Source organism: Micromonospora sp. NBRC 110038 (assembly GCF_020884815.1).
In the GTDB taxonomy this organism is placed as follows: Bacteria; Actinomycetota; Actinomycetes; order Mycobacteriales; family Micromonosporaceae; genus Micromonospora; species Micromonospora haikouensis.
The window spans coordinates 214,756-237,322 of the sequence record NZ_BBOL01000004.1; the positions used below are offsets into that span (position 1 = coordinate 214,756).

15 protein-coding genes are annotated in these 22,567 nt (G+C 73.3%); 10 read left to right on the forward strand and 5 right to left on the reverse strand.

All coding sequences use genetic code 11. The features are described 5' to 3' along the window. Nucleotides 1-117: 117 nt before the first annotated feature. Both LPU61_RS16600 and LPU61_RS16605 read left to right on the forward strand, forming a co-directional pair. On the forward strand, nt 118-1,299 hold the full coding sequence (locus tag LPU61_RS16600) for a geranylgeranyl reductase family protein (RefSeq protein WP_229405411.1): 1,182 nt from the start codon (nt 118-120) through the stop codon (nt 1,297-1,299). Next, the gene (locus LPU61_RS16605) at nt 1,296-1,487 is read left to right on the forward strand and encodes a hypothetical protein (RefSeq protein ID WP_043968958.1); all 192 of its coding nucleotides are present in this window, start codon (nt 1,296-1,298) and stop codon (nt 1,485-1,487) included. The genes LPU61_RS16600 and LPU61_RS16605 overlap by 4 nt, the downstream gene beginning before the upstream one ends. A gap of 48 nt (nt 1,488-1,535) precedes the next feature. Here LPU61_RS16605 and LPU61_RS16610 read toward each other — a convergent pair whose 3' ends face one another. The 3 genes from LPU61_RS16610 to LPU61_RS16620 all read right to left on the reverse strand — a co-directional run bounded on the left by LPU61_RS16610 (nt 1,536) and on the right by LPU61_RS16620 (nt 4,553). Beyond that, the gene (locus LPU61_RS16610; protein WP_229405412.1) at nt 1,536-3,359 is read right to left on the reverse strand and encodes a bifunctional UDP-sugar hydrolase/5'-nucleotidase; all 1,824 of its coding nucleotides are present in this window, start codon (nt 3,357-3,359) and stop codon (nt 1,536-1,538) included. A 142-nt stretch (nt 3,360-3,501) separates the two neighbouring features. Beyond that, nucleotides 3,502-4,164 carry a nucleotidyl transferase AbiEii/AbiGii toxin family protein gene (locus tag LPU61_RS16615; protein WP_229405413.1) on the reverse strand — a complete coding sequence of 221 codons (663 nt, stop codon included), beginning with the start codon at nt 4,162-4,164 and terminating at the stop codon, nt 3,502-3,504. Beyond that, nucleotides 4,161-4,553 carry a hypothetical protein gene (locus LPU61_RS16620; RefSeq protein ID WP_229405414.1) on the reverse strand — a complete coding sequence of 131 codons (393 nt, stop codon included), beginning with the start codon at nt 4,551-4,553 and terminating at the stop codon, nt 4,161-4,163. The genes LPU61_RS16615 and LPU61_RS16620 overlap by 4 nt, the downstream gene beginning before the upstream one ends. A gap of 592 nt (nt 4,554-5,145) precedes the next feature. On the opposite strand from LPU61_RS16620, the gene LPU61_RS16625 reads away from it, so the two are divergent. The 7 genes from LPU61_RS16625 to LPU61_RS16655 all read left to right on the forward strand — a co-directional run bounded on the left by LPU61_RS16625 (nt 5,146) and on the right by LPU61_RS16655 (nt 17,108). Further along, nucleotides 5,146-5,751, forward strand: a complete 606-nt coding sequence (locus LPU61_RS16625) for a hypothetical protein (RefSeq protein ID WP_229405415.1) — start codon at nt 5,146-5,148, stop codon at nt 5,749-5,751. 247 nt (nt 5,752-5,998) lie between these two features. Further along, complete coding sequence (locus LPU61_RS16630) at nt 5,999-7,366, forward strand: hypothetical protein (protein ID WP_229405416.1); 1,368 nt, start codon at nt 5,999-6,001, stop codon at nt 7,364-7,366. 484 nt (nt 7,367-7,850) lie between these two features. Further along, complete coding sequence (locus tag LPU61_RS16635; RefSeq protein WP_229405417.1) at nt 7,851-10,259, forward strand: glycosyltransferase; 2,409 nt, start codon at nt 7,851-7,853, stop codon at nt 10,257-10,259. Then, nucleotides 10,256-11,899 (forward strand): glycosyltransferase family 39 protein, encoded by a 1,644-nt coding sequence (locus LPU61_RS16640; protein WP_229405418.1) that lies wholly within the window; start codon nt 10,256-10,258, stop codon nt 11,897-11,899. Before LPU61_RS16635 ends, LPU61_RS16640 begins: the two co-directional genes overlap by 4 nt. Next, nucleotides 11,896-13,314, forward strand: a complete 1,419-nt coding sequence (locus tag LPU61_RS16645; protein WP_229405419.1) for a phospholipase C — start codon at nt 11,896-11,898, stop codon at nt 13,312-13,314. The genes LPU61_RS16640 and LPU61_RS16645 overlap by 4 nt, the downstream gene beginning before the upstream one ends. Next, the gene (locus LPU61_RS16650) at nt 13,311-15,509 is read left to right on the forward strand and encodes a hypothetical protein (protein WP_229405420.1); all 2,199 of its coding nucleotides are present in this window, start codon (nt 13,311-13,313) and stop codon (nt 15,507-15,509) included. The genes LPU61_RS16645 and LPU61_RS16650 overlap by 4 nt, the downstream gene beginning before the upstream one ends. 57 nt (nt 15,510-15,566) lie before the next feature. Next, the gene (locus LPU61_RS16655) at nt 15,567-17,108 is read left to right on the forward strand and encodes a right-handed parallel beta-helix repeat-containing protein (protein ID WP_229405421.1); all 1,542 of its coding nucleotides are present in this window, start codon (nt 15,567-15,569) and stop codon (nt 17,106-17,108) included. A 69-nt stretch (nt 17,109-17,177) separates the two neighbouring features. Here the strand turns inward: LPU61_RS16655 and LPU61_RS16660 are convergent, their stop codons facing one another. Beyond that, a complete protein-coding gene (locus LPU61_RS16660) occupies nt 17,178-19,451 on the reverse strand; it encodes an excinuclease ABC subunit UvrA (protein ID WP_229405422.1) in 2,274 nt (757 codons plus the stop codon). 254 nt (nt 19,452-19,705) lie between these two features. Continuing rightward, nucleotides 19,706-20,911 carry a hypothetical protein gene (locus tag LPU61_RS16665; RefSeq protein ID WP_229405423.1) on the reverse strand — a complete coding sequence of 402 codons (1,206 nt, stop codon included), beginning with the start codon at nt 20,909-20,911 and terminating at the stop codon, nt 19,706-19,708. Between the two features lie 364 nt (nt 20,912-21,275). On the opposite strand from LPU61_RS16665, the gene LPU61_RS16670 reads away from it, so the two are divergent. Beyond that, entirely contained in the window at nt 21,276-22,514 is a 1,239-nt protein-coding gene (locus tag LPU61_RS16670; protein WP_229405424.1) for a D-alanyl-D-alanine carboxypeptidase family protein, read from the forward strand. The last annotated feature ends 53 nt before the right edge of the window (nt 22,515-22,567 follow it).

Here is a 22,567-nt window from a genome sequence, read left to right on the forward strand (position 1 = left end):
GCGCTGCGCGGTTACCCGCCGGCCCGCCGTTGATGCCCGCCCGCACACCGGATTCGGCGCGCGGCGTACCGGATGCGCCACCCGGCCTTCCGACCGACCGTGCCCTAGGCTGCAACGGTGATCAACTGGGACCTTGTCGTCGTCGGCGGCGGCCCCGCCGGGCTCTCCGCCGCCCACGCCGCGGCCACCGCCGGGCTGCGCACCCTGGTCGTCGAGCGCGCCGCGCACCCTCGATACAAGACCTGCGGCGGAGGGCTGATCGGCACCTCCCTCGCGGCCGTCGCCGGCCGGATCGACGTGCCGGCGCACGACCGGGTGGACCGGGTGACGTTCACCCGCGACGGGCGACGCGAGTTCACCCGCCGGCACGCCGCCGGGCCGCTGATCGCGATGGTGCGCCGCGACGAGTTCGACGACCGGCTGCGGGCCGCCGCCGTCTCCGCCGGGGCGCAGCTGCGCGAGCGGGTCGCGGTCCGCGCCGTGGAGCAGGACCCCGACGGGGTACGCCTGCGGCTCGCCGACGGCGACGTCGTGCACGCCCGCACGGTGATCGGCGCCGACGGCTCCTCCGGGGTGACCGCCCGGCACGTCGGCGTGCGGTACCGGCAGGTCGACCTCGGCCTCGAACTGGAACTGCCGGTGCCCGAGCCGGAACGGCGTCGCTGGCGCGGCCGGCTGCTGCTGGACTGGGGGGCGATCCCCGGCTCCTACGCGTGGGTGTTCCCCAAGGGCGACACGTTGACCGTCGGGGTCATCGCCGCCCGGGGCGCGGGGGAGCGGACCCGGGCCTACCTGCGCGACTTCGTCGACCGCCTCGGCCTGTCCGGGGTGCACCCGCAGCACGACTCCGGGCACCTGACCCGGTGCCGGGCCGACGACTCGCCGCTGCGCCACGGGCGGGTGCTGGTGGCCGGCGACGCGGCCGGCCTGCTGGAGCCGTGGAGCCGGGAGGGCATCAGCTACGCGCTGCGCTCCGGCGCGCTCGCCGGAGCCGCCGTCGTCGGCGGCGACCTGGACGGCTACCAGCGGGCCGTGGACCGCGACCTGACGCCGTCGATGCGCGCCGGGCACCGGCTGCTGGAGGTGTTCTCCCGTCGGCCGGACGTCTTCCACGCCCTGCTGGCAACCCCCGCCGGGTGGCGGATGTTCGTCCGGTTCTGCCTGGGCCGGGCGAGCTTCGACGAGACGCTGACCCGCGCCCCGGTGCGGGCGGCGCTGGCGCTGCTGGACCGGCTCCCGCAGGCTCGCCCGGTGGGGCCGCGACGAGGCATCCTGGTTCGGAGGAGGGCCGAGCCATGAGCGAGTCCGAACCCCCGTTCACCGACGAGGAGTTGGCGTTCCTGCGGCACGTCCGCTTCGGCGAGCTGCCGCCCGCGGTACGCCCCGAGGAGCGCACCGCGGCGACCGAGACCGACCCCCGCCGGGACCGGCCCGACCCGGCGACCAACGCCGACCAGTGGGTCCTGCGCCTCGGCCCCGGGGGCTGAGCGGGCGGCCCCGTCCCCTCGGGACGGGGCCCCCGACCCGGGCCGGCCTCAGGCGTTCGGGAACTCCACCGGGACGCCCGCCCGCACCAGCCGCCAGTTCGGCACGAAGAAGTCGGCCGGGTCGATGGTGCCCCGCTCCTGCGCCCAGTCGATGAGCAACTGCCGGATCTCCTGCTGCGCGTTGTAGACCTGCGGCTTCACGATGCCCGGGAAGTTGCCGCCGCCGCTGCGCCGGTAGTTGTTCACCGCGACCACGAACCGGGCGTCGTCGGCGACCGGGGCGCCGGTGCCGGGCAGGACCAGGCGGGTGATCCGCTGGCCGACCGGCCGGCTGACGTCGATGTCGTAGTCGAGGCCGGAGAAGACGTCGTAGTTGTAGTCCGGCACGGCCGGATCGCTGATCGTCGCCGGGTCCACCGGCGCACCCGCCGCGAGGGTCGTGAAGTACTTCGCCGAGTACTCCAGGTAGGCGCGGACCTCCGCGCCGGTGAGGACCACGGCCTCCAGGGTGTTGTCGTAGACGTACAGCCCGGCCACGTCGCGGATGCGCACGTCACCGGCCGGGAATACCGCCGTGCGGCTGAACGGCGCCGCGATCGACAGCACCGGCAGGGCCGCGTGCTCCGTGCCGGCCAGCGCCGCCGTGACGACCTCGGTCTGCACGTGGTTGATGAAGTCGAGGATCGGGGTGTCCTTGTACCGCGACTCGGCGGCTGACAGCTCCACCGTCGACCGGGCGACCACCGTGTTGACGTACGAGACGGTCTTGGTGTGCTGGCCGCGCACGGCCGCGAGCACCGCCGGATCCTCGACCACCGTGTTGGTGTTCAGCATGGTCGCGTGCTTTGACACGACCTTCCAGCAGCCCCGCTCGCGGGTGAGCGTGAAGTCCATCCGGGTCAGCCGCTGTCCCCACTTGGACGGCTCGGAGAGCAGCACCTGCGCGCCCGTGCGCGCGTTCGTCACGAACTTCTCGACGACCTCGTTGTGCGCGTGGCCGAAGAGGATCGCGTCGATGCCCGGGACCTGCTCGGCGATCATCGTGCACGGGTTCTCGTTCGGCAGCTCCGGGCCGTAGCTGGAGGTGCCGCTGTCGCCGCCGTGCGCGGAGACGATGACGAGGTCCGCGCCGCGCGCCCGCATCACCGGCACCCACTTCGCGGCGGTCTCCACCATGTCGGCGAAGACCAGCCTGCCCTCGACGTTGCCCTTGTCCCAGATCGCCACGCCCGGGTTGGTGAGGCCGAGGATCCCGACCTTCAGCTTCGGCGCGCCGTGCCCGCCGAGCCGGACCTCCTTGATCACGTACGGCAGGTACGCCGGCTTGCCCGTCGCCTCGTTGACCGCGTTCGCGGCGAGGGCCGGGAAGCCGAGCTGGCCGATCCACTTCGCCAGCAGCGGCAGGCCGTAGTTGAACTCGTGGTTGCCCAGCGTCACCGCGTCGTACTTCAGGATGTTCATCGCGTTCGCCATCGGGTGCGTCTCACCGGTGGTGGTGATCGGCTCCTGCTTGGCGTAGTACGTCGCCAGGGGGGTGCCCTGGATCGTGTCACCCGCGTCGAGGACCAGGGTCGCCCTGCCCGTGCGCTCGGCGCGGATCTGGTTGACCAGGGTGGCCAGCTTCGCGACGCCGACGTCGTTGTGCTTGCTGTCGTCGTACTCCGCGTCCCGGTAGTAGTCCCAGTTGTAGACGTTTCCGTGGGTGTCCGAGGTGCCCAGGACGGTCAGGTCCCAGGTCTTCGGTCCCCTCGACGGCTTCGGGTCCGTCGACCCGGCCGCCCGGGCCGGGGCGGCGGCGATCAGGGGCGCGGTCGCGGCGGCGGCCGCGACGGCCAGCACCTGGCGGCGCGAAGCGCCGGAGGAGAAGGTCATGAGGTGCCTTTCCAGGGGAAGGGACGCGCCTCGTGGGCGCCGTTGCGCACCATAACGAGCCCCCGTCACTCCTGCCACAGCGGCCCGACGCGCCGCCGGTCCGCCGGGCTCCCGGTTCGCCGGGCTCCGCGCGCGGCGGGCGTCAGCGGGGCCAGTCCGCCAGCCGGGCCCGCAGCCGGGCGACCTGCGCCCCGTCCAGCCCGTAGCGGACGAAGCGACGATCCGGCAGGCGGTCCAGGTAGTGGCCGGCGGCCCGCACGTCCTCCGGCTCCAGCGCGGGGTCGAGCTGCCGGGCCAGGTCGAGCACCTCCGCGACCGAATAGTGTTCGAGCACCGCCGCCACGTCGATGAAGTCCCGGACCTCCCGCCGGTTGACCAGCGCCGCCGTCTTGTTGGCGACCAGGTCCCGGACGTCCATCACCGGCCCGAGGTCCATCACCACCGGGCTGCGGTTGCGGTCGAGCCGGCCCAGACTCAACCGGATCCGGCGCGGCCCCCGGCTCACCACGAAGTCCTTCATGTCCCGGTCGAACCCGGCGAACAACTCCGCGAGGTCGCTGTCCGGGTCTGCGTCGTCCACCTCGAACCCGGCGCGCTCCAACGCCGTACGCACCCCGGCCGCCGCCGAGGCGGCGGCCCCCTCGACGTCGGCGAAGAGGTCCACGTCCTCCGTCGGGCGGGAGAACAGCCCGTGCGCGGCCCAGGCGACGCCGCCGCCGAGCACGAACCGGTGCCGCCCGGCGACCGACAGGGCCACCCGGGCGACCTCACGATAGAAGTCGTCCGGCGGCGCGGCCCCGGTCACGCCGCCGGCAGGGCCCGGTCGCCGGCCCGGACCGCCGGCCCGCCGCCTTCGTGGCGCAGGACCCGGTGGCGTCGCTCCCACGCCTCGCGTACGCCACGGGGCAGGTTGAGCAGGCACCAGACCTGGCGCAGCAGGTGACCGTTGACCAACTGGCGCAGGTCGGCCGCGCGGGTGGTCTCGCGCAGGACGTTCTCGTACATCCAGAGCAGGTCGTCCGGGTCGTCGAGGTCGAAGGTGCGGTCCGCGCTCCACATCAGGCGTACGGGCAACTCGACGACGCCCCGGGTCGGACCCGTCAACTCGGTCAGGGTGGCGGTGACGACAGCGGGGCGGCCCGGACGGGCCAGGAAGGCCCCGCCGGTCATGGTGGGGGAGACGACGCCCTGCATGGTGTCAGGGTAGCGCCTGGCCGGGCCGACGCGGCACGACAGGCGCTGCGCGGTCGGCCCGACCGCCTCGGCGCCGCCTGCGCCTGCGCGGCTGGTTGGCCTGGTGATCGACTTCATGTCGGCGACATGGCGGCATCAACGCGCCGGGATACCCCCACCTGCCCGACATCCCGTCACCCCTCCGCCGGAATGGGCGGATTGTCCGACCCGGCGGGGCGCGTGTGGGGCGGGATGGGGGCGAGGTGGGCCGGGCCGGGCCGGGGTGGTGACCGGCGGCACCCCGCGGCCGGAATCCTGGCCGGGGCGGGGGCGTTACACCTGACGGACGACCGCAGCAGCATCCCGGATCCCCCCGGATCCAGCAGGACCCGCCCCCGCCCCCGGTTGTCACCCCCCGGGGAATGGGGGCCGGTCGCCGGTCGTTACACCTGGACCCGGCGCGGTACCTCACGGCAGCCGCCCCGGCCCTCCCTCATCTTCTTCTTTCCCCTTTGTTCGTTGTTCGGGCGCCTCGACGTGGTGCTCGCACACCCCCCGCCATCCCCCTCGGGCGGGCACGGGGTGTGCCGACCCCCCGATAGGAGACACCCCCATGAACACGACCATCCTGCGTAAGAGCGTCCTCGGCATCGCCGGACTCGCGTTCGCCGGTGGCCTCGCCGCCGGCCCCCTCCACCACGCCACCACCACCGACACCGGCACTGTCGACGCGCGGCCCGTCGCCGCCGTGCAGGCCGACAAGCCCGCCGCCGTGGACACGGCCAAGCTGATCCCGCACGGTGTGCAGGGCACGCAGTCGCGCATCGACCTCGACGCCGAGCAGACCGCCAACGCCAAGGCCATCATCGCCGCCACCAAGAAGACCGGCCTCGACGAACGCGCCGCGGTCATCTCCATCGGCACCGCCCTGCAGGAATCGAAGCTGCAGAACCTCGGCCACCTCGGCGACCGCAACGACCACGACTCCCTCGGCCTGTTCCAGCAACGCCCCTCCAGCGGCTGGGGCACCCCCGAGCAGATCACCGACCCGCAGTACGCCACCACCGCGTTCCTCAAGGGCCTCCGACAGGTCGACGGCTGGCACGACATGCCCCTGACCGACGCCGCCCAGACCGTCCAGGTCTCCGCCTACCCCGACGCCTACGCCCAGTGGGAACAGCAGGCCGCCGACCTCGTCACCCAACACTGGAACAGCTGACACCACACACGCACACACGCCACCACCCGCCGGCCGGGCCCCTGACACGGGGCCCGGCCGGCAGCGTCCGCACCCCCGCGCAGCCGAGCGTTAGGAAGGGGCCCCTCCTATACCGAAAGCGTTAACAAGGGGCCCTTCCTTCGGCCGGGGGCAGTTGCGTTCGGCGGTCTGCTGCGTTCTGTCTGATGACGGGTCGCAGCCTGGTCGACCCCACGTCGGCGGGAGCGGGCTGATGTCATGTGCCGCGGTGCTGGTCGTAGGTCTCGTCGCGTGCGGCCAGTTCGCCGCCGGTCCGGCGCGACCGGCTGAGCCGGTCCGGTCGGATGCGGGCAGCACGGTGTCCCGCCCGGCCGCCGGCGACGACTTCTCCCTGGCCGTGGTGCCCGGATCGGCCTCGGCGGTGGCCGGGAACCTGGTCCAGGCCACGGTGCGGACGGCGGTCACGACCGGGGCGGCGCAGACGGTCTCCCTCACGGTGGGCGGCCTGCCCGAGGGGACGGCCGCGACCGTGGAGCCGGCGGTGCTCCGCGCCGGCGGGTCGGCCGTGCTGACCGTGCGGACCTCGGTGTCCACCCGCGCCGGCACGTACGACGTGGTGGTCGCCGGTGCGGGCGCGGTGGCGGCCCGGCACACCGTCGTCTTCCGCCTGGTGGTGCGGGCGCCGACGGTGATCAGGGCGGCTTTCTACTATCCGTGGTTCCCGGAGGCCTGGCGGCAGCAGGGCCTGGACCCGTTCACCAACTACGTGCCGGCGCGGGGCCGGTACACCGTCGAGGAGTCGGTGGTGCGGGCCCAGGTCGCGGACATGCGGTACGGCGGGATCACGATGGGTATCGCGTCGTGGTTCGGCCGGGGCACGGTGACGGACCGGCACTGGCCGGCGATGGTCCGGGCCGCGCAGGGCACCGGCTTCGGCTGGGCGCCCTACTACGAGCCGGAGGGCACGTCCGACCCGACGCCCGAGCGGATCGCCGATGACCTGCACTACCTTCGGGTCACCTACGGCGGGCAGGGCTCGGCGCTGGCCGTGCTGCCCGACCGGGGCATGCCCGTCTTCGTGTACAACGCCGGTGACCTGACGACCGCGCAGGGCTGCGCCACGGTGGACCGCTGGGCGCAGGCCCAGTCGTTGCTCCAGCGGCGGTTCGGGGAGACGGTCCTCGTCAACCTGAAGGTCTTTCCCGGCTACGCGGGCTGCCCCGCGACGGCGCGGGTGGCGGGGTGGCACCAGTACGGTCCGGCCCGGGCGGAACACGACTTCAGCGGTGCCCCCGGTGAGGGCTCGTACACCGTTTCGCCCGGGTTCTGGAAGGCCGGATCGCCGTACGGGCAGGCGCCGTTCCTGTCCCGGGACCGGGCGCGCTGGCGGGCGGGGCTGGCCCGGATGAACGCGTCGGGCGCGCCCTGGCAGTTGGTGACGAGTTACAACGAGTGGGGCGAGGGGACCGCGATCGAGAGTTCCCGGGGATGCCGAAGCCCCGCACCGGCGGGTACGTGGTGCGACTGGAGCGGTGCCGGCCGGTCCGACTTCATCAGCGAGCTGCACGATCAGCTGCCGTCGAGGGCGGGGATCGGTGTCGGCGGGCCGGGCCCGGGGGTGGCGGCGCCCCGCTGACCGTCTCCGTGCCCGGACCGCCCCGCGATCCGGTCCCCGCATCCCGCCGTGAGCCGCGACGCCGAAAGGGAATCCTTTTCCCATTCGGCGTCGCGGCATTTCTGTGGAAGTTGCGGCAGTTCGGGTGGGTCGGAAGTGGTCGCACGAATAGGGGGCCTCATTGTTCGGCCTTTATCGTTCGCCCGACTTTCGTATACCGGATATCTCTCTGCGCATAATGGCTATGTCAATTTGCCGACTGTTCAGACGTTGGACCTTTCCCGGCCATTTCCCATAGCCTCTGCCGTACCCGAGCGAACTTATGGGTCGACGAATTCTGTCGGCGTCGCACCGCGTACGTGAATCGCATTCCTGCGCTCTTCTGCCGTTTCTCCCAATGACTGTGAATGGCTCCGGGCTGCTCGGGAACCGGAGGCTGGAGAGGTTACCCATGATCGGACACGGGCCGGACGCCCGCGCACGGCAGGCCGTCGGAGAAGACGCCGTGCCGCGGCCACGCGAGCTGCGCGCCCCGGACGGCGCGCCACCGCCCCGGCTGACCGTCATCGTGCCGACCCGCAACGAGGCGGAGAACATCCCCGTGCTGATGGGGCGCCTCGCCCCGCTGCTGGCGCCCCTGCGGGCGGAGCTGTTGTTCGTCGACGACAGCGACGACGGCACCGACGGGGTGATCGCCGCGGCGTCCGCCGAGGCCCCGGTGCCCGTACGGCTGCTGCACAGGCCGCCGGAGGCGCGGACCGGCGGGCTCGGCGGGGCCGTCCTGCTGGGTGCCCGGCACGCCCTCGGCGAGTGGGTCCTGGTCATGGACGCGGACCTGCAGCACCCGCCGGAGTCGGCCGCGACGCTCGCGGCGGTCGCCATGCGGCACGACGTCGACGTCGTGATCGGCACCCGGTACGCCGGCCGGGGCTCCAGCGCCGGCCTGGACGGCCCGCTGCGGGAGGCCACCTCGTCGGCGGCCACCCGGCTGGTGAAGGCCATGTTCCCGCGCCGGCTGGCGACGGTGAGCGACCCGATGAGCGGCCTCTTCGCGTTCCGGCGCGCGGCCGTGCGGCTGGACCGGATGAACCCGCTCGGCTTCAAGGTGCTGCTGGAGCTGCTGGTGCGGCACCCCGGCGCCCGGGTGGCCGAGGTCGCGTACGAGATGGCGCCCCGGCACGAGGGCCGGTCCAAGGCGTCCCTGCGGGAGGGGGTGACGTTCCTGCGGCACCTGTCGCGGCTGCGCGGCCGGCGGCTGGTCGGGCAGATCCGGCGTCGCCCGCGTACCCCGGCCGACCGGGTGCGCCAGCTCGTCCGGATGGTCTGCTTCGGGCTGGTCGGGCTCTCCGGGATGGTGGTGAACACGGCGGCGCTCTGGTTCTTCTACGAACCCGCCAGGCTGCACCACCTCCTGGGCGCGGCGCTGGCCACCCAGCTGTCGACCTCGTGGAACTTCCTGCTGGTGGACAACCTCATCTACCGGCGCACCCGGGTCGGTTCCCTGCCCGCCCGGGCGGTGCGGTTCTTCCTGCTCAACAACGTCCTGCTGCTGCTGCGGCTGCCCGTGTTGCAGGCCCTGGTGTTCGCGGGCGTCGGGGTGCTGGTGGCGAACGCGGCCACCCTGGCGGCGCTGTTCCTGGTCCGCTTCCTCGTCAACGACCAGGTCATCTACGCGGCGCTGGACCGGGGTCGGCGCGATCCGGTCCGGCTGCTGATCGCCTCCGGCGCCGCCGAGGCGGTCACCCCGCCCTCGCGCCGGCGTTACCAGTACCTCAAGTACCGCTACGACGTGGCCGGGGTGGTGACGATCGGATCCCAGATCATGCTGCCCGAGCTGGAGTTCTTCCGCGCCCAGTGGGTCGCCGACGCCGACGTGGACATCGCGGTGCGGGTCAGCGACGTCGGCGGGCGCGGCCCGCAACGCCGCGCCGCGATGACCCAGTACGCCGACCGGTCGGTGCTGCGCTACGAGGAGCAGCTCGGGCGCCTGGGCGCGAACTTCCGTATCCAGCTCGGCTCGCCCATCGAGATCCAGGTGGGCCCGCTGCTGGCTCGGTCCCCGCACGTGGTCTACACGAACATCGTCGAGGCGTTGCTGCGGTTCGTGATGGTCGCCCGGGGCCACATGCTGCTGCACTCGGCCTGTGTGACCCTCGACGGGGTCGGGGTGATGCTCTCCGCGCTCACCGACACCGGCAAGACCGCCACGGTGCTGCGGCTGCTGCGCGACCACGGCGGGCTGTTCCTCTCCGACGACATGACGATCGTGCGGCCCGACGGCACCGCGACCTGCTTCCCGAAGCCGCTGACCATCAGCGCGCACACGCTGCGGGCCGTGCAGGCGCAGGACCTGACGCCCCGGGAGTGGCGGCGGTTGCAGTGGCAGAGCCGGCTGCACTCCAAGGGCGGCCGGTCGCTGGCGCTGACCCTGGCCAGGTTCAACCTGCCGATCATGGGCATCAACGCCGTCACCCAGCTGCTGGTGCCGCCGCCGAAGTACAGCGTCGACCGGTTGGTGCCGTGCCGCATCGGCACCACGACCCGGGTCGAGGAGCTCTTCGTCATCGAGCGCGGCCGGCCCGCGATGAGCGAACTCGACCACGACGAGACGGTCACCCGGATGATCCGCAACACCGACGACGCGTACGGCTTCCCGCCCTTCCGGTATCTCGCGCCGTCGCTGGCCATCGACGGTCTGCACTACCCGGAGCTACGCCTGCGGGAGCGGGAGATCCTGGCCGGGTTCCTGTCCCACGTCCGCAGCCGGGTGCTCGTCTCCGACCGGTTCGGCTGGGCCGACGACATCCCCCGGCTGCTGCGCGGCGAGCGCGGGCCGGCGTCGACCCGCGTCGTGCCCGCCCAGGCGTGGCCGCGCTGGAGCGGGGACCTGACGGTCGCCGGGGAGCCCGCGTGAGCCAGCCGGACGCGGTCACAGCCGTCGTGCCGGGCCAGCGCCGGGACCACCCGGACGGCCCGGCCCGCCGCCGGATCCCGCCGCCGGCGGCGTGGCTGCCGGCGCTGACCCGCCGCCGGTGGGCGGTGGCCGCCGCGCTGACCGCGATCGGCGCGCTGGCCCTGCTCGTCCGGTCCTGGCGGATCGACCTCTTCGGCTTCAACAGCGACGAGGTGGTGTACGCGGGGCAGGCCGCCTCCCTGGCCGGCAACCCCGGCTACGCCGACCTGTTCCCGGTGTTCCGGGCGCACCCGATGCTGTTCCAGGCGCTGCTGTCCCCGCTGCTGCGCGCCGGCGAGGTGGGCATGGGCGGCCGGTGTGTCGTTGCGGCGATCGGGGTGCTCACCGTCCTGGCGGTGTACCCGCTCGGGGCGCGCCTCTACGGCCGCCGGGTCGGGCTGCTCGCCGCGCTGCTGCTCGCGGTCATGCCGTACCACGTGATCGTGACCCGGCAGATCCTGCTGGACGGGCCGATGGTGCTGCTCAGCACGCTGACGCTCTACTGCATGGTCCGCTACGTCCAGCGGCAGGAGCTGACCTGGTATCTGGCCACCGCCGGGATGCTCGGGCTCACCATGCTGGCGAAGGAGACCAGCGTCGTGCTGGCCGGCAGCGTCTACGCGTTCCTGGCGCTCACCCCGCGCGTGCGGCGGCCGGTGCGGGCCACCCTGCTGGCCCTGCCGGCGCTCGCCGTCGTCTTCGCGGCGCACCCCGTCTCCCAGGCCCTCGCCGGTGGGTCGAACAGCGGCCGCAACTACCTGGTGTGGCAGCTGTTCCGCCGGCCCAACCATCCCATGTCGTTCTACCTGGAGAACGTGCCGACGGCGATGGGCGTGCTGCTGCTCGTCGCCGCGGCGGGCGGCCTCTGGTGGGCCCGCAGGCGCAACGGCTGGCGGGAGACGCTGTTGCTGTCGTGGATCGCCGTGCCGGTGGTGTTCTTCCAGCTCTGGCCGGTCAAGGGCTTCCAGTACCTGTTGCCCGTGGCGGTGCCGGTGGTGCTGCTCGGCGCGCGGGCCCTGGTCCTGCTGCCGGTGCCGACGCGGCTGCGCTGGCCCGGCCGGGGCGGTCCCGCCCGCCCGGTGCCGGCCCGGGCCGGCCGGCTGGTCCGGCTGGCCGCCGTCGGCCTGGTCGCCTCGACCCTGGCGGCCTCGTCCTGGGACGCGGTGAGCCACCAGGGCAGCTCGACGTTCCTCGCCGGCTCCGGCGGCGTGCCGGGCGGCCGGGAGGCGGGGCGCTGGATCACCGAGCACACCCCGGAGGGCTCGGTGATCCTCACCCTGGGCCCCTCGATGTCGAACATCGTGCGGTTCTACAGCCAGCGGCAGAGCTACGGCCTGTCGGTGAGCCCGAACCCGCTGCACCGCAACCCGTCCTACGTGCCGCTGAACAATCCGGACGGGTGGCTTCGCAACAACAATCTGCACTACGTCGTGTGGGACTCGTTCTCCGCGCGGCGGTCCCCCTTCTTCGCCGACCGGCTGATGACGCTCGTCCGCCGGTACCACGGCCGGGTCGTGCACACCGAGTACGTCGGGACCACCGGCGCCTCGGGTCGCGTGACGCCGGTGCCCGTGGTGGTCGTCTACGAGGTGCGTCCATGATCCGTCCGAGCCCTGTCCCGTCGTCCGCCGCCGTGCCGCGGTGGGCCCGCCGGACGTCGCTCGTCGTGGCGCTGGCGGGCCTGGTCCTGTCGGCCTGCCCGGCGGCGGCGCTGGCCCGACCCGCGCCGACCCGGAGCGCCCCGAGTCCCGGCGCGCCGGCCCCGTCCCCCCGCACGACCACGCCCGTCGAGCACTTCGTCTTCCTCATGCAGGAGAACCACACCTTCGACAACTACTTCGGCACCCGGCCCGGCGTCGACGGATACCCGAAGGACGTCTGCATGCCGGTCAAGCGGGGCGTGCCGGAGCCCTGCGTCACGCCGTTCCACATCGGCAAGCTCGGCGCGATCGACCTGGACCACTCCGCCGAGGCGTTCCGCACCCAGTACAACGGCGGCCGGATGGACGGCTTCGTCGAGGGGGTGAGCAAGCAGGGCAAGGACGGCCGGATGGCGATGGCCTACTACGACGAGCGGGACCTGCCCTACTACTGGAACATCGCCGACGAGTACGTCCTGTTCGACCGCTTCTTCAGCTCCTCCAACTCCGGCAGCATCCGCAACCACATGTACCGGGTGACCGGCGGGCCGGGCGCCGCCGGCAAGGCCGAGACCATCCCGGCGCAGGGCTGGGGGGACATCCCCACCATCTTCGACCGGTTGGAGGCGGCCGGGATCAGCTGGAAGTTCTACGTGCAGAACTACGACCCGACGATCACCTTCCGGTCCCGGGTGGAGGAGGAGAACATCGACCGGGGCGCGCAGGTGATCTGGGTGCCCCTGCTCGCGTACGCCCGCTACGTCGACGACCCCCGGCTGTCCAGCAGGATCGTCGACCTGGACGAGTACTACGCCGACGCCGCCCGGGGCGACCTGCCCGCCGTCTCCTTCATCGCCCCGGCCGGCAACAGCGAACACCCGCCCGGCAACATCGGCTCCGGCCAGAACCTCGTCCGTGCGCTGCTCACCCAGCTCATGCGCTCCCCGGACTGGTCGTCCTCGGCGTTCCTGTGGTCCTACGACGACTGGGGCGGCTGGTACGACCACGTCACCCCGCCGCAGGTCGACCGCTACGGCTACGGCTTCCGCGTGCCGGCCCTGCTGGTCAGCCCGTACGCCCGCCGGGGGTACGTCGACTCGACCACCCTCGACTTCACCTCCGCCCTCAAGTTCATCGAGGTCAACTGGGGGGTGAAGCCGCTGGCCAGCCGGGACGCGAAGGCGCAGACGTTCCTGGGCGCGTTCGACTTCGCCGCGCCGCCGCGCCCCGGCGTGCTGCTCAGCGCCGAGCGGGTGCCGGTGGCGGTGCACCGTCCCGACCCCCGGCCGGTCTACGCCTCGTACGCCGTCGCGGTCGGCCTGGTCGCGGCGCTGGTCGCGGCGGCGGCGCTGCGCGGCCGGCGGAGGCACCGGTGACCGCCCGGCGGCTGCTGCCGCTGCTGCTCGGCGTGCTGGCGGTGCTGCTCCTGCCGGCCCCCGCCGTGGCCGCGCCCGCGTCCGCGCTGCCCGGCACGTTGAAGATCCAGATGGTGCCGCCGATCAAGGGGGTGGTCGTCACCGTCGACGGCAACACGGCCCGCTCCGACCCCCAGGGGCGGCTGCGCGTGCGGGTGCGCAACTTCACCGGCCTGGACCAGCGGTTCACGGTGGTGCCCACCGAGGTGAGCCCCGACCGCCGCGTGCTGCTCGACCGGTTCCGGGGCAGCCTCGACCACGGGGTGCACAGCCGCACCGTGGAGGTGGGGCTGCGCACGCAGCGCCGCGTCACGTGGCGCTACGCCGACCGCGACGGCGCGCCGGTTCCGGTCGGGCGGGTGACCGAGATGCGGCTGCGCAGCAACACCGGAGAGGTGATCGAGCTGACCGGGGCGGACCTGGCCCGGCCGCTCTGGGTGGCCGAGAGCCGCACCCAGCAGGGCCCCCGGGGGCTGGCCTCCAAGCAGCTCTACTACGTGGTCGACACCGTCATGGTCGACGGCACCTCGGTGGTGAACCGGGCCGGCCACAAGTTCGTCCCGTGGGAACGCCAGGACTGGCTGATCGAGCTGCTCTTCTTCAAGGTGTCCTTCACCGCCGACGACATGTTCTTCGCCCAACGGGCCGGCGACGGCATCCGGCTCACCCGCGCCGACGGGCGCGTGCAGCGGCTGCCGTTCGCCGCCGACGGCACCGTCCTGGTGCCCGACCTGCCCCGGGGCACCTACACGGTGACCGTGCTGGGCGGCGGGGTCTCCTTCGGGCGGCCGGTGAGCATCAGCCGCGACCAGCAGGTGACGCTCAGCGTGATCAGCCCCGTCGACCTGGCACTGGTGGTGCTCGGCGTGCTCGGGGTGGCCGTCGGCCTGGTGCTGGTGGGCCGGCCGGCGCTGCGGCGGCGACTGCGGATCCGGCTGCCCCGCCGGGCCCGCCCGGCGCACCAGCGGACCGGCCGGTGGCGGCGGCCCCTGCGGCTCGGGCTCGGGTCCGCCCTGGCGGTGCTGCTGGTGGCCGCCGTCGTCGGCGTGGTCGCGTCGCGGCCCGCCCGGGCGGCGGGCGGCCCCGCGCCGGCCCCGTCCGCCGCCGCCCCGGTGCCCGTGCTCGCCCATTACTACCTCTGGTTCAACCCGACCTCCTGGAACCGGGCGAAGATCGACTATCCGCAGCTCGGGCGGTACTCCAGCGACGACACCGAGATCATGCGGCGGCACGTGCGGATGGCCAAGGCGGCCGGGGTGACCGGCTTTCTGGTCTCCTGGAAGCACACCCCGCAGCTCGACGACCGGCTGGCCAAGCTCGTCGAGGTGGCCCGGGCGGAGGACTTCCGGCTCGGCATCGTCTACCAGGGGCTCGACTTCAGCCGCAAGCCCCTGCCCCTGGCCACCGTCCGCGCCGACCTCGACCTCTTCGCCGACCGGTACGCCGCCGACCCGGTCTTCGACGTCTTCGACAAGCCGGTGGTCGTCTGGAACGGCAGCGACCGGTTCACCGCCACCGAGGTCGCCGACACCGTCCGCGCCGCACGGCAGCGGCTGCTGGTCCTCGGCGCCGCCAAGTCCACCGAGGAGGTGGCGACGTACGGCACCGCGCTCGACGGCCACGCGTACTACTGGTCGTCGGCGGACCCGGTCGGCGGCCGCACCCGGGACCGGCTGGCGGCGATGTCCCGGGCGGTGCACCTGCACGGCGGGCTGTGGATCGCCCCGGTCGCCCCAGGGTACGACGGCCGCCAACTCGGCGGGCAGCGGGAGGTGGACCGCCGCGACGGCGAGACGTTGCGGGCGTCGTTCGCCGCGGCACGGCTGTCCCAACCCGACGCGCTCGGCGTGATCAGTTGGAACGAGTTCAGCGAGAACACCCATGTCGAACCGAGCGAGCGGTTCGGCGCGAGATACCTGGAGGTGCTGGCGGATCTGCTGGGCGTCGACATCGACCACGACGTGGCGATGGACAGCCAGCAGGAGCACGACGACCACTGGGGCCTGCCCGCCTGGGGCGCCGTGGTGGCCAGCGGCGGCGTACTCGCGCTGCTGCCGCTGTGGGTGTTCCTCCGCCGCCGGCGCTCGCCGGACGGCGCGGTGCCACCGGCGCAGCGCGGCGCCGACCACGACGTGGAGGCGCCCGTGGACAGCTGACGGGGCGGCGTCCCGCCCGGGCGTCGCCCCGACCTCGTGTATGGGGCTGGAGGAGACATGACAAGTGAACACCGCAGGGCCGGGGGCCGCGTGGTGGCGGTCCTGCTGCTGGCCGGCGCGGCTCTGGCGGGGCCCGCCGCGCCGGCCGCGGCGGCGACCCTGACCCCGGTGGCCGACGCCACCGTGGACGCCGACCACCCCACCCGAAACTACGGCACGGCCGTCTCGCTGCGGGTCGACGGCACGCCGCGACAGGTCGCGTACCTGCGCTTCGAGGTCACCGGCGCCGGGGCGGAGCCGTCGGCGGTGCTGCGCCTGTACGCCGAGACCGCGAGCAGCACCGGGCTGAGCGTGCACGGCGTCTCCGCCGACGACTGGCGGGAGGACACGCTGACCTACCAGAACGCCCCGCCGGTCGGCCCGGTGGTCGCCAGCAGCGGCCCGACCGCCGCCGACACCTGGCTCTCCGTCGACGTGTCGTCGCTGGTCACCGGGGACGGGCCGGTGACCCTGGCGCTCAGCACGAGCAACGACACCGGCTTCCGGCTCACCAGCCGTGAGGGCGTCGGGACCCGCCGGCCGCAACTGATCGTCCCCGCGCCGCCGAATCCGTCGCCCTACACGATCAGCCGCGTCGGGGCCACCACCTACAGCGCCGCGTCCGAGGTGACGGGGCAGACCTGGACGGGCAGCCTCAAGAGCGTGGTGGAGAGCGCGGCGGCGGACCTGAACCGGCTCGGCGGCGGCACGATCGTGTTCACCGCCGGCACGTTCGACCTGGGCACGGAGTACTTCAAGCTGGAGGGCCTGCGCAACGTCACCTTCGCCGGGGCGGGAATGGACCTGACGCTGATCCGCAACGTCAGCTCCGCCGCCGCCGACACGGAGCCGTTCAACACCAAGGGGATGGACGGCGGCGTGGTCCGCGACCTCACCGTGTCGGCCGGCGGCCCGCCGCGCACCACCAGCGACGCCCTCGACTTCGACGACGGCAACAACATGCTGGTGGAGCGGGTGCGGGTGACCGCGTCGCGGGGGCGGGGCATCGTCTTCGACGGCAAGAACCAGACCTGGACCTCGATGGGCAACACGGTGCGCGACTGCCGGGTCAGCGGCACCGCCAGCGACGGCATCGAGTTGCTGGCCACCAGCGGGGACACCGTCACCGGCTGCGTGATCACCGACGTGGGCGGGCACGGGGTGCAGATCAACCGGTCCTCGCCGACCGCCGACCAGCCCAACAAGACCGCCGACCACAACGTCGTCAGCGGCAACCGGATCGACCAGGCCGGCCAGGACGGCATCAACGTCGACGGCGGCAACGACAACCACCTCGTCGACAACCAGGTCACCAACAGCGCCGACGACACCGCCGGCCGCGACGGCATCCGGATCACCACGGCGACGTCGGTGCCCTGCGCCGGCAACGTGGTCACCGGCAACGTGGCGACCGACTCCCAGGACGTCAGGACCCAGCGGTACGGCCTGAACATCGCCTCCCCGGGCTGCGTGGCGACGGTCGTGGGGCCGGGCAACAACCTCACCGGTAACCTGTCCGGCGCCATCCGCGACGCCGGGACGGCGACGGTCTACCGGTAGCCCCGCACGCCGGCCCAGGGGCGGGTCGGGTCCACCGGGGTCGACGGCGGCGGTGGACCCGACCCGGCCTCACCGGCCGACGTACTCGCGCAGGTGGGTGGCGGTGAGCGTGTCCCCGTGGGCGACCAGGTCGGCCGGGGTGCCGGTGAACACGATCCGGCCGCCGTCGTGCCCGGCACCCGGGCCGAGGTCGACGATCCAGTCCGCGTGCGCCATCACCGCCTGGTGGTGCTCGATGACGACCACGGTGTTGCCGGCGTCGACCAGCCGGTCCAGCAGGGCCAGCAGCTTGTCGACGTCGGCCAGGTGCAGGCCGGTGGTGGGCTCGTCCAGCACGTAGGTGTGCGCCTTCTCGCCCATGTGGATGGCCAGCTTGAGTCGCTGCCGTTCGCCGCCGGAGAGGGTGGTCAGCGGCTGGCCGAGACTCAGGTAGCCCAGGCCCACGTCGGTCAGGCGGTCCAGCACCGACCGGGCCGGCCCGCTCGGGAAGAAGTCGCGCGCCTCGGTCACCGACATGCCGAGCACCTCGCTGATGTTCTTGCCGCGCAGCGTGTACGCGAGCACCTGCGGGGTGAACCGGCGGCCCTCGCACTCCTCGCACACCGAGGCGACCCCGGCCATCATCGCGAGGTCGGTGTAGACGACGCCGATGCCCCGGCACTTCGGGCAGGCGCCCTCGGAGTTGGCGCTGAACAGGGCCGGCCTGACCTTGTTGGCCTTGGCGAAGGCGGCCCGGACCGGGTCGAGCAGGCCGGTGTAGGTGGCCGGGTTGCTGCGCCGGGAGCCGCGGATGGGGGACTGGTCGACGACGACCACCCCCTCCCGGCGGGGCAGCGAGCCGTGGATCAGCGAACTCTTGCCGGAGCCGGCCACGCCGGTGACGACGGTCAGCACGCCGAGCGGCACGTCGACGTCGACGTCGCGCAGGTTGTGCAGGTCGGCGCCGCGGATCGGCAGGTGCCCGGTGGGCGTGCGGACGCGCTCCCGCAGGCGCGCCCGGTGGTCGAGGTGCCGGCCGGTCAGGCAGTCGGCGCGGCGTAGGCCGGCGACGTCTCCGGCGTAGCAGATCCGGCCGCCGTCCGGGCCGGCCCCCGGGCCGAGGTCGACCACGTGGTCGGCGATCGCGATCGTCTCCGGCTTGTGCTCGACCACCAGCACCGTGTTGCCCTTGTCCCGCAGGCGCAGCAGCAGGTCGTTCATCCGGGCGATGTCGTGCGGGTGCAGCCCGACCGTCGGCTCGTCGAAGACGTACGTGACGTCGGTGAGGCTGGAGCCGAGGTGCCGGACCATCTTGACCCGCTGGGCCTCACCACCGGAGAGACTGCCCGACTCGCGGTCGAGGCTGAGGTATCCCAGGCCGATCTCGACCAGCGAGTCGAGCAGTTCCCGCAGGTTGCCCACCAGCGGCGCCACCGACGGGTCGTCGATGCCGCGCACGAACGCGGCGAGGTCGCTGATCTGCATCGCGCTGCACTCGGCGATGTTGCGGCCGGCGATCCGCGCGGACAGGGCGGCCCGGTTGAGCCGGGTGCCGGCGCAGTCGCCGCAGGTCGCGAACGTCACCGCCCGCTCGACGAACGCCTTGATGTGCGGCTGCGTCGGCTCCTTGTCCTTGCTCAGGTAGAGCCGGCGGACCTTCACCGCCAGGCCCTCGTAGGTGATGGTGTGGTTGCCGACCTTCATCTTGGTGGCCGGCTTGTGCAGGAAGTCCTGCCACTGCTGGGCGGTGAAGTCCTGGAGCTTGACGTCGGGGTCGAACAGGCCGGAGCCGACGATGCTCTGCCAGTACCAGGAGTCGACCGCGAAGTTCGGCACGGTGATCGCCCCGTCGTTGAGCGAGCGCTCCACGTCGACGAGCTGGTCGACGGCGAGGTCGGAGACCCGGCCGAGCCCCTCGCAGGTGGGGCACATTCCCTCGGCCAGGTTGAAGCTGAACGCGCCGGCCGGGCCGACGTGCGGCTGCCCCAGCCGGCTGAAGACGATGCGCAGCATCGCGTACGCGTCGGTCGCGGTGCCGACGGTGGACCGCGAGTTCGCCCCCATCCGCTCCTGGTCGACGACGATCGCGGCGCTGAGGTTGCGCAGCGAGTCGACGTCGGGCCGGGACAGGCTGGGCATGAACGACTGGAGGAAGGCGCTGTACGTCTCGTTGATCATCCGCTGCGACTCGGCGGCGATGGTGCCGAACACGAGCGAGGACTTCCCCGAGCCGGAGACGCCCGTGAAGACGGTCAGGCGGCGCTTGGGGATGTCCACCGAGACGGCGGCGAGGTTGTTCTCCCGGGCGCCGCGTACCTCGATCATGTCGTGGCTGTCGGCGATGGACCGTGCTGGCTGCGTCATGCGAACCCTTCACGCGAGCGACGGGCGGGGCGAATCCGACCGGCGGTCGCCCCGTGGCCTGGTCGCTTCAATTGTCTCATTCGACCGTCCGTGAAGACTTTTCTCGACGCTGTTCCCGTTCGGCGGCTTTCGAGGGTGGAAAGGTCTCAAAGCGCAGACATCCGGCCGGGAGGCCCGGCACCCGGCGGACGCGGCGGGCCCCGCCCGGTGGGGGTCCACCGGGCGGGGCCCGCGGAAGTGCGCCTGCCCGTCGGTCAGTTCAGGCCGCAGGTGGCCAGGTCCAGGCGCGGGTCGGGGCGCTGGCCGGTGACGCGGCCGATGTCGGTGGCGATCCGGTTGAGCACCGCCACCCGCTTGTCCTTCAGCGGGCCGAGGATGGCGTTGTTGACGAAGTTCGGGCCGCCCTCCGGCCGGACCGCGAGCTGGGCGAGGCGGGCGTTGGCCTCGGCGATCTGCTGGTCGAGCTGGTTCAGCTCGTTCTGCACCTGGCCGGCGGCGGCAGCGGGCACGGCGCCGAGCTGGTTGCGCACGTTCGGGCAGTTCACCGTCTGCGCCACGCCGGCGTTGCCGCCGTTGTTGCCGTTGCCCGCGTTGCCACCGTTGTTGCCCGCGTTGTTGCCGGCCCCCGCGTTGCCGCCGTTGTTGCCCGCGTTGCCGTTGCCCGCGTTGTTGCCGCCGGCCGCGTTGCCCGCTCCGGCGGCGTTGAGGCCGCAGGTGGCGAGGCTGGACAGGTCGGGGCGCTGCCCGCCGGCCCGCGCGATGTTGAGCGCGATCCGGTCGAGCACGGCGATCCGCTTGCTCTTCAGCGGGCCGAGGATGGCGTTGTTGACGAAGTTCGGGCCGCCCTCGGGCTTCACGGCGAGCTGGGCGAGGCGGGCGTTCGCGGCGGCGATCTCCCGGTCCAGGTTGGCCAGCTCCTGCTGGACTCCCGCCGCCGCGCCGGCCGGCACGGCGGGCAGCTGGCCGCGCACGTCCGGGCAGTTCACGGTCTGCGCGCCAGCGGCCGCGACCGCGCCGTTGTTGCCGGAGTTGCCGTTGTTGGCGCCCGCGTTGGCCGGGGCCGCGCCGTTGCGCAGCGTGCAGGTGGCGAGCTGGTCGAGGCCGGCGGGGGCGGTGCCGCCGACCCGGGTGATGTTCAGCCGGATCCGGTCGAGCACGGCCCGGCGCTTGCCGGCGATGTCGTTGAGCTGGCCGGCCGCGGCCCCCGGCTCCCGGGCCAGCCGGGCGTTGACGTTGGCGATCTGGGTCTCCAGGTTGCGCAGCTCCTGGTCCACCCCCGCCTTCGCGGCCGCCGGCACCGCGCCCAGCTTGTCGGCCACGGTCGGACAGGTGACCGACACCGCCGTCGCCGTGTTCTCGCCGGCGGAGGCCAGCGACAGCCCGGCACCGAGCACCAGTGCCGCGAAGGCACCGACCCCGCCGAGCTTCAGGACGGCATTCTTTCGCGTGCGCCTGACCATGCACCTCTCCTTGTCCTGACCGCCGCAGCGTCCGGCGTCAATTACCGAACGCGTCGTCGGCGGTGTGCCGTGACGATTGAAAGAAACCGGAGACCGGCCGGTGGGAACGGCGTCACGCCCGTTCCCGGAATGGTTCCGGACGGTTCCACGGACAAGCGGACACGTCGTGACCGCCCCGGCATGGCGATCGTGGACGACCCGTTTTCCTTCGCCGGTGAGTACGGATCTTCGGCGGCGATCGTTCAACCCTTTCCCCGGCGATTTTTTCGACGACCGTCGGCCCGCCCGCGCCGAACGCGAGAGCGCCCCGACTCTGGCGCGCGTCCGCCGGACAGCGACTGGCCGCACCGTTAGGGTGCAGGGCATGAGAGCTCCGGTGCTGGCCCTCGCCGCCGCCGTCGTCCTCGGCACGGCCGGGGCACCCGCGCCGGCCCGCGCCGACCCGCCGCCGCAGGCCGCCGCACTCGCCGCCCCGGTGCCGTGCCCCAGGGCGCAGGCGCCGCAGGTGGAGCGCTCCCCACGGCCCACGCCCCCGCCGTCGGTGCCGCTGCACCAGGCGGTGGGCGGGCAGGCGCTGGCGACGCCGGCCCTCGTCGTGCCGGCCGACGCGCCCAAGCCGCCGGCGGTCACCGCCACCTCCTGGCTGGTCGCCGACCTGGACACCGGGGCGGTGCTCGGCGGTTGTGGCCCACACGAGTACGCCACGCCGGCCAGCGTGCAGAAGCTCCTGCTGACCGCCACCGCGCTGCCGAAGCTCGACCCGAAGCGGGTCGTCACGGTGACCCACGAGGACCTGGACATCGCCCCCGGCAGCTCGGCGGTGGGCCTGCTGGAGGGTGGCCGCTACACCGTCGAGACCGTCTTCCTGGGGCTGCTGCTGCAGTCGGGGAACGAAGCGGCGAACGTGCTGGCCCGGTTGATCGGTGGCCCCGACGGCGCGGCCGGCGGGGTGCGGGCGATGAACGCGGAGGCCCGCCACCTCGGCGCCCTGCAGACCCACGCGGTGACCCCGTCCGGCCTGGACGGGCCCGGCCAGTTCACCAGCGCGTACGACCTGGCGCTGATCGCCCGGGCCTGCTTCGCCGACCCCACCTTCCGCCGGTACGCGCTGACCGAGCAGGCCCGGATCCCCGACCAGCCCGCGCTGCGCCAGAAGGGCTTCCAGATCCAGAACGAGAACCAGCTCATCTACCGCTACCCCGGGGCGCTGGGCGGCAAGACCGGCTTCACCGACTACGCCCGGCACACCTACGTGGGCGCGGCGCAGCGTGGCGGCCGGCGGCTCGTGGTCACCCTGCTCGGCGCCGAGCCCCGGCCGATGCGCGGCTGGGAACAGGGCGCCACGCTGCTGGACTGGGGTTTCTCGCTGCCCCGCGACGCCTCGGTGGGTCGCCTCGTCGCGCCGGGGGAGACGGCCGCCAACGGTGCGCCCGTGGCGTCCCCGACGGTCGGCGCGGCGATCACCCCCGAGCCCCGCGCGGTGGCCGCCCACCGGGTCGCCCCGCCGGGCTGGGCGGCGTCCTGGCCGTTCGTCGCTGCGGCTGCCGTGCTGGCCGGTCTGCTCGCCGCCGTTCTCCTGCATCGCCGCCGACGCCGGGCCTGACGCTCCCGCGCCGACTCGGGACGCCGGACGGGAGTCAAGCCGCGCCGAACGGG